Source organism: Pseudoalteromonas sp. SG41-5, from assembly GCF_014164495.1.
Classification (GTDB): domain Bacteria; phylum Pseudomonadota; class Gammaproteobacteria; order Enterobacterales; family Alteromonadaceae; genus Pseudoalteromonas; species Pseudoalteromonas rhizosphaerae.
Genome location: NZ_JACJFH010000057.1, coordinates 24,714 through 30,922 on the forward strand (window position 1 = coordinate 24,714; position 6,209 = coordinate 30,922).

7 protein-coding genes are annotated in these 6,209 nt (G+C 39.8%); 3 read left to right on the forward strand and 4 right to left on the reverse strand.

The window, feature by feature from the left end:
* Positions 1-101: 101 nt before the first annotated feature.
* Entirely contained in the window at positions 102-566 is a 465-nt protein-coding gene (gene trmL, locus H5232_RS14800; protein WP_182785280.1) for a tRNA (uridine(34)/cytosine(34)/5-carboxymethylaminomethyluridine(34)-2'-O)-methyltransferase TrmL, read from the reverse strand.
* A 108-nt stretch (positions 567-674) separates the two neighbouring features.
* On the opposite strand from trmL, the gene H5232_RS14805 reads away from it, so the two are divergent.
* The gene (locus H5232_RS14805) at positions 675-1,586 is read left to right on the forward strand and encodes a cation diffusion facilitator family transporter (protein ID WP_149982150.1); all 912 of its coding nucleotides are present in this window, start codon (positions 675-677) and stop codon (positions 1,584-1,586) included.
* On the opposite strand, the gene H5232_RS14810 is transcribed toward H5232_RS14805, so the two are convergent.
* From H5232_RS14810 to H5232_RS14820, 3 genes are read right to left on the reverse strand one after another with little or no spacing between them, the layout of a single operon-like run.
* Positions 1,562-2,506, reverse strand: a complete 945-nt coding sequence (locus H5232_RS14810) for an alpha/beta fold hydrolase (protein ID WP_149982162.1) — start codon at positions 2,504-2,506, stop codon at positions 1,562-1,564. The genes H5232_RS14805 and H5232_RS14810 overlap by 25 nt on opposite strands.
* An 11-nt stretch (positions 2,507-2,517) precedes the next feature.
* Entirely contained in the window at positions 2,518-3,933 is a 1,416-nt protein-coding gene (locus H5232_RS14815) for an ATP-binding protein (protein WP_182762514.1), read from the reverse strand.
* Positions 3,911-4,600, reverse strand: a complete 690-nt coding sequence (locus tag H5232_RS14820; RefSeq protein ID WP_149982148.1) for a response regulator — start codon at positions 4,598-4,600, stop codon at positions 3,911-3,913. Before H5232_RS14820 ends, H5232_RS14815 begins: the two co-directional genes overlap by 23 nt.
* Before the next feature lie 172 nt (positions 4,601-4,772).
* Between H5232_RS14820 and H5232_RS14825 the strand changes: the two genes are divergently transcribed.
* Positions 4,773-5,297, forward strand: a complete 525-nt coding sequence (locus tag H5232_RS14825; protein ID WP_182758393.1) for a Spy/CpxP family protein refolding chaperone — start codon at positions 4,773-4,775, stop codon at positions 5,295-5,297.
* Between the two features lie 443 nt (positions 5,298-5,740).
* A complete protein-coding gene (locus H5232_RS14830; protein WP_182762516.1) occupies positions 5,741-5,959 on the forward strand; it encodes a hypothetical protein in 219 nt (72 codons plus the stop codon).
* The last annotated feature ends 250 nt before the right edge of the window (positions 5,960-6,209 follow it).

Sequence of the window (6,209 nt, forward strand, 5' to 3'; positions counted from 1 at the left end):
GCGAATCCACGCAAGGCAAATTTATTGCGCTAGGCGGTGCTAAATTTTAAAGATAATTAGAGGAGAAAGCGCCCAATGGTATAGGCGCATTTTAATATCACTTACTGCGCGTTAGGAAAGCCTAACTGACGCCATGATTCATAAACAAAAACAGCCACTGCGTTAGATAAGTTCATGCTTCTACTGTTAGCTTGCATAGGAATACGCACGCGTTGTTCATTAGGTAGTGATTGAATTATATCATCTGGTAAGCCACGGGTTTCTGGGCCAAACACTAAACAATCACCCGCTTCATAACTTGCTTGATGGTGAAACTGACTGCCTTTAGTGGTACATGCATATACTTTTTTAGGTTGGCATTTTTCTAAGTAAGCTACAAATGATGGATGGCGTTGCACATGGCTAAATTCATGGTAATCAAGGCCAGCTCTTTTCACGCGCTTATCGTCCCACTCAAAGCCCAAAGGCTCGATTAAATGCAAAGCATAGCCCGTATTTGCACACAGGCGAATAATATTCCCTGTGTTAGGTGGAATTTCAGGTTGGTATAAAACGATATCAAGCATAACGAGCCTTATTGGTGATCTACATTTTGACGTTCGAGAGTATACACGAAACAGATAAAAAAAATGATATACTCATTTTAAGTAAACACTTTAGGCATAGGCAAAAACGTGCATCAGCGCAGTTATGAGTTTTGGGTAAAAACAGCAAGTGTGGTCACTATGGTGATGGTGAGTTTAATGATTGCTGCTAAATGTTGGGCATGGCTTGCGTCTGGCTCTGCGTCTATGCTCGGATCACTTACCGACTCATTGATGGATATTACCGCTTCAGCAATGAGTTTTATGGTGCTCTTTTATGCACTGCGCCCAGCTGATGACGATCATCGTTTTGGCCATGGTAAAGCCGAAGCCTTGGCGGGTTTAGGGCAAGCGGCATTTATTGCAGGCTCTGGCTGTTTATTGGCGTTTCATGGTATTGAACGATTGTTTAATCCTGTGGTGTTAAATCATTCAATGCTCGGGGTATGGGTTAGTCTATTTGCGATTGCTTGCACCTTAGTGGTGGTTTATGTACAAACTCAAGTCATTAAGCATACCGAGTCCATTGCAGTTAAAGCAGACTCTGTGCATTACAAAGGCGATATAATTTTAAATGCAGCAGTACTGCTGGCCATACTGCTTGCGCAAAATGACATGCTGTACGCGGATCCTATTTTTGCCATTGGCGTGGCAGGTTATTTGCTTTATAACAGTTGGGATATTGCTAGGCAAAGCGCTGATCATTTAATGGATAAAGAGCTACCTGAGGACGAAAAAGCCAGTATCATATCAATCGCTAACAGTCATAACGATGTATTTGGCGTACACGATGTACGCACGCGACAAGGTGGTAAAATTAAGTTTATTCAAATGCATTTAGAGCTTGAAGATCAACTCCCCTTGATCCGTGCTCATTATGTAGCGGATGAAGTAGTGGCGATGATCCAACAAGAATTTAATTGTGAAATGGATATTTTGATCCATCAAGATCCAATGTCATTGAGTCATAGCCGCGCTCAAGTTAATGAATCACAAAACTGATAAAAACGGCTAAGCACAGCTTTGCGAATGGTGTCTTGTTCAAACAGTAACTCGTGCTTAGCATTCGTAAATGTTTGTAAAATAGCATTACTTTGACGGTGAACTAAGGCTAATTGGGCTTGGTTATCAACCACAGTATCGTGCTCAGCACTGGCTATAAAAAGTGGAATCGATAGCTGTTGTTGCTCAATAGTTGTCATAAAACCAAAAGCTTCATTCAACCAGCCGTAAGTCACCCCGCCTAATTGTAGCGCGCTATCCGTTTGGTAGGTCTGTCTAAATAAATCATAGCGAGTTTCGCTACTGGTAAGGTCGTTCTGTGTAAAAGCAATAGGCAGATAATCTGCTTGGCCAAATGCATAGTGTTTATTAAAACCAAATAAACAGGCAATACGAGCGGCAAGTTTAGCAACTGGTTTGGGAATACCTTTAGTGAAAATATCAAACATGGGCGAAGACAAAAATACCCCACTGTAGTTATGTTCAAACCGGGTTAGGAAATCAAAAGCAATCGCGCCGCCCATTGAATGCCCGAGGATGACCTTTTTGCCTTGGTAGAGTTTACTGACAATTAAACGGTCAAACAGTGCTAAATCATCAGCATAATCACTAAATTTATTAACAAAACCTTTATGAGGGTTGGCTAAAGCGCGATAAGAACGGCCTTGGCCTTGATGATCAATAATAAACACCGCATAGTTATTTTTGTATAACTCCCAGATTAGCTCTTGGTATTTATCTAATCCTTCAATGCGTCCAGAGCAAATAACAATAGCGGCCTTGGCATGCTCAGGTATCACATAGCCATAATATAAATCGCCATTATCGGTAGTCAGCTGCGCTTTGTGCAACTGCTGCTGAAAAAACTCTGTGATCTCAGGTTGTTGGGAAAGTAAGTTTTGCTCTGTGCTGTAAAACATAATGGCCATGATTATTTTTGTTTATCCAGAGGTAAGGCGATACGCACACATAACCCACTTGGTTGTTTATTATGCAGCGTTAAACTGCCAGAATGGGCGGCAATTGCATTTTTAGCAATTGCTAAGCCAAGTCCTGTACCGCCGCTAGTTCTGTCTCGTGCATCAGATTGGCGAAAAAATGGCTCACATAATTTGGCTAAATTTTGCGGTTCGACGCCCGGGCCATCATCGCTGATCTCTATATAAATAGCATCACTTAAACTCAATGTTAGGGTGATTGTTTGCTCTGCATATTTTATTGCGTTGCGTAAAACATTCTCTAGCGCACTGGCAATGAGACTCTCGTCACAATAAATATCAACATTGAGTTGACCATTTATAATTAATTGCTTATTGGTCTGTTTAGCTTCAAATTGCGCATCATTCAAAACATGATCAATAATGATCTGTAAGGATTGTTGATGCAGCGATAGCGCCTGACTTTTCGCCTCTAAGCGCGATACTTGCAGCACATCAGCGATCATTTTATCGAGCTGATTTGCTTCTTTTTCAATGCGTAATAAATAGGTTTGGTTTTCTTCTGGGGTCTGCATTTGCGCAAGACCCGTAGCCATTTTAAGGCGAGTTAGGGGGGAACGCAACTCGTGAGATATATCAGCCAATAAGCGCTTTTGTGCAGAAATCAGTTGCTCTAACTGAGTTGCCATACTATTAAAGTCACGGCCAAGTACGCCCAGTTCATCTTGCCTGTTTGGATCAATTTCAGCGCGCGCGGTTAAATCGCCGTCAGAGAGCTTAATTGCAGCTTGCTTTAAGTGATTAATAGGTGCAATTAGGTTACGACTAAATATAAAACTTAAAGTTAATGAAGCCAGTAAAGCAATGATCACTTTTAGCCAAATCGGCATCAGCTTTAACCGTATAAAAAAAGGTGGTTGATGATTCTCATCAATTTCGTATAGGTAAAATTGCCCCTCAGGAAGGTTTATTTCTATCGGTCCGAATGCTTGATAATACTCGGTAAAAATAATTTGTGGCGGCATGTTTTTAGTGAAATTAAGTAAACTTAAATCAATCTCACTTGATGGTACTCTGCTACTGAGCGAGTGATCTGGCTGATCTGAATTTAAATATAGTAACTTTTGTTTTGCAAGCCGCGGATGAGTTAAAATTTCGGCAATCGATTTATTATGTTTGACTACCATACGTTCGATGCCTTTGGCCGTGTATTGCAAGTTTTTCTGCATGGGCCCATGTAAGTTCTCATAACTGACTTGATTGGTCGCAATGTTACTTAAAAACACCAATGCAGTTATGGTGCCTATTACTGTTAGCCAAAACCACACAAAAATTTTGAAAAATAAAAAGTGCTGAGGATGTTTTAGCCAAGAAAACCGAGTTTTATTACTCCCCTTGGATAAAGACATAACCAGTCCCTCGCATGGTTTTTATTCGTTCTGCATTGTTGAACTCGGCAATTTTTTTACGAATATTACTCACATGCATATCAATTGAGCGATCAAAAGAGGCTAGGCGTCTACCGAGCACCTCTTCACTTATTTGCTCTTTACTGACCACTTCACCTGCATGTTTAACCAGTAAGGCAAGTACTTCATATTCAGTACCGGTTAGGCTTAGCGGGTGTTCATCTACATACGCTTCGCGGGCAGCTAAATTTATAACAATATTATTAACGGTTAACTTATTACTGCTGGTATTTGCTAGGCTAGTAATATGTTCAATACGACGAGTAATCGCTTTAACCCGCGCGAGTAATTCACGATGATTAAATGGTTTAGGAATGTAATCATCAGCGCCTAGTTCAAGACCAAAAATACGGTCAAAGTCTTCACCTTTGGCGGTTAGCATGATCACCGGCGTTAATTTTGTTTGCCTAAGCTGTTTTAATACTTCAAAACCATCTAGTTTTGGTAACATAACATCGAGTAAAATTAATGCATACTCTTGCTCAAGCGCTTGTTTTAAGCCTTGTTCGCCATCATGGGCACATTCTATTTGAAAACCTTGCGCAGTTAAGTACTCTGAGAGTAACTCACATAAACCGGTATCATCATCAATCATTAATAGCTTCATTATTTGCTCACCTTAACCACGCTGGAATAACTTCATTTTACGCCTTAACGCACTTAAAAGTGAACCTTTACACAACCTTTACATTGCTTTGCGTTGCTTTGCACTTGGTTAGTTATAGTGAATATAACAACTGAACAGACACTAAGTTACAAGCAACTCAAAGGTAATGATTATGACTATTTCAAGTAAAGTTTCTAAACTAGTATTAATTTGTGGATTAGCGACAGCAACATTAGGCACTGGCGCCGTAATAGCAAAAGAGGGCATGGATCATAAACCAGGCCATTCTCAACAGCATAAACAAGCGCGCTTTTTACTCTCTGAGCGTGGCGTTAAAAAGCTTGATTTAACTGAGCAACAACAAACTCAGTTAAAAAGCATTTTTGATGCGCAAAAAGCACAATTTAAAGCGCTACGTGGCAACGATAAACAGGCCATGAAGCAAGAGCGTGCTGCCCATAAGGCACAAATGCAAGCATTGTTAGATATGCCAGCCTTTGATGAAGCCGCAGCAAAAGAGTTATTAGCGCAGCGCCAAACCAAAGGCGAGCAATTTGGCTTAATTAACCTAAAAACGCAGCATCAAGTATGGCAAGTATTAAATGCTGAACAACGTGAAAAGTACCAAGAAATTAAAAAACACATGCGTAAAAAAGGTGACAAAAAACGCAGCCGTGACGAACAAACGGCAGGCTAAGTAATTACCAAAATTACTAAAGCGAAAAATGAAGCGCGGGAGAGATCCCGCACTTTTGTTTTCATTTCTAACAGCCCATGTAGCAGTGATTTTATATCGCGACAGGGTTTGCTCCGCAGCTGAGTTTTATCCAACGTCTAAATTATATATTTGACGGGGTATAAACCTGCGGCTACACACTGGTAGCAGGTTTATATCGCGTCATAGTGCTAACTTAATAAGTGTAAGTAATTTGCGTACATTTAAGCGCATGCACAAGACAAGCTAACCTTACTCACTTATGCTATGAATGATGCAAATAAGCCCGCCATTTCACCCGATGAAATAATCAATATTCGCGAAACGTTTAATATGTCGCGTGGAGTATTTGCAAAGCTATTGCATACATCGGCAAGAATGTTACTAGATTTTATTATTTGATGTTTAATCTACAAGGAAGAAACATGAAATTTGATATGACAATTACAGACAACTTTGCATCATTTTTTGATGAACAAAAAGGAAGTCATATTTTTATAGATAGTTTTGATAATGAAAATTTTGAAGTGAGAATAGGAAGCTTAGATGATTCGAAGCCAGCCGGTAATATTGTTGCTTTTACTGATGATGAACTGAATTCGAAGTTATTGGAATTATATAATAAGCACATTGGAGGTGCATAAAATGATTACTGAAGCTGAAATATTTGCATTAGAATGTTCGGTCAATGAAATACTTCGTCAACATAATATGTCCTTTAAAATGTCAAAGTACTTTGTGAAAGACTTGATGAATGACTCCCGTAACACTGATCCGCACCACCAGTTTTGGACACCTAATTAAGTGAGTACAATCACTAATGAGGTGAACCATGACAAACAAGAAAAAACGTATTCTCCATTCTGCTGAATTTAAAGCAGAAGCACTGAAACT

Excerpts from the sequence above, each read along its gene's own strand:
- trmL (WP_182785280.1), bottom strand. The coding sequence starts at position 566 with ATGCTTGATATCGTTTTATACCAACCTGAAATTCCACCTAACACAGGG.
- H5232_RS14810 (WP_149982162.1), bottom strand. The coding sequence starts at position 2,506 with ATGTTTTACAGCACAGAGCAAAACTTACTTTCCCAACAACCTGAGATC.
- H5232_RS14815 (WP_182762514.1), bottom strand. The coding sequence starts at position 3,933 with ATGTCTTTATCCAAGGGGAGTAATAAAACTCGGTTTTCTTGGCTAAAA.
- H5232_RS14820 (WP_149982148.1), bottom strand. The coding sequence starts at position 4,600 with ATGAAGCTATTAATGATTGATGATGATACCGGTTTATGTGAGTTACTC.
- H5232_RS14825 (WP_182758393.1), top strand. The coding sequence starts at position 4,773 with ATGACTATTTCAAGTAAAGTTTCTAAACTAGTATTAATTTGTGGATTA.
- H5232_RS14830 (WP_182762516.1), top strand. The coding sequence starts at position 5,741 with ATGAAATTTGATATGACAATTACAGACAACTTTGCATCATTTTTTGAT.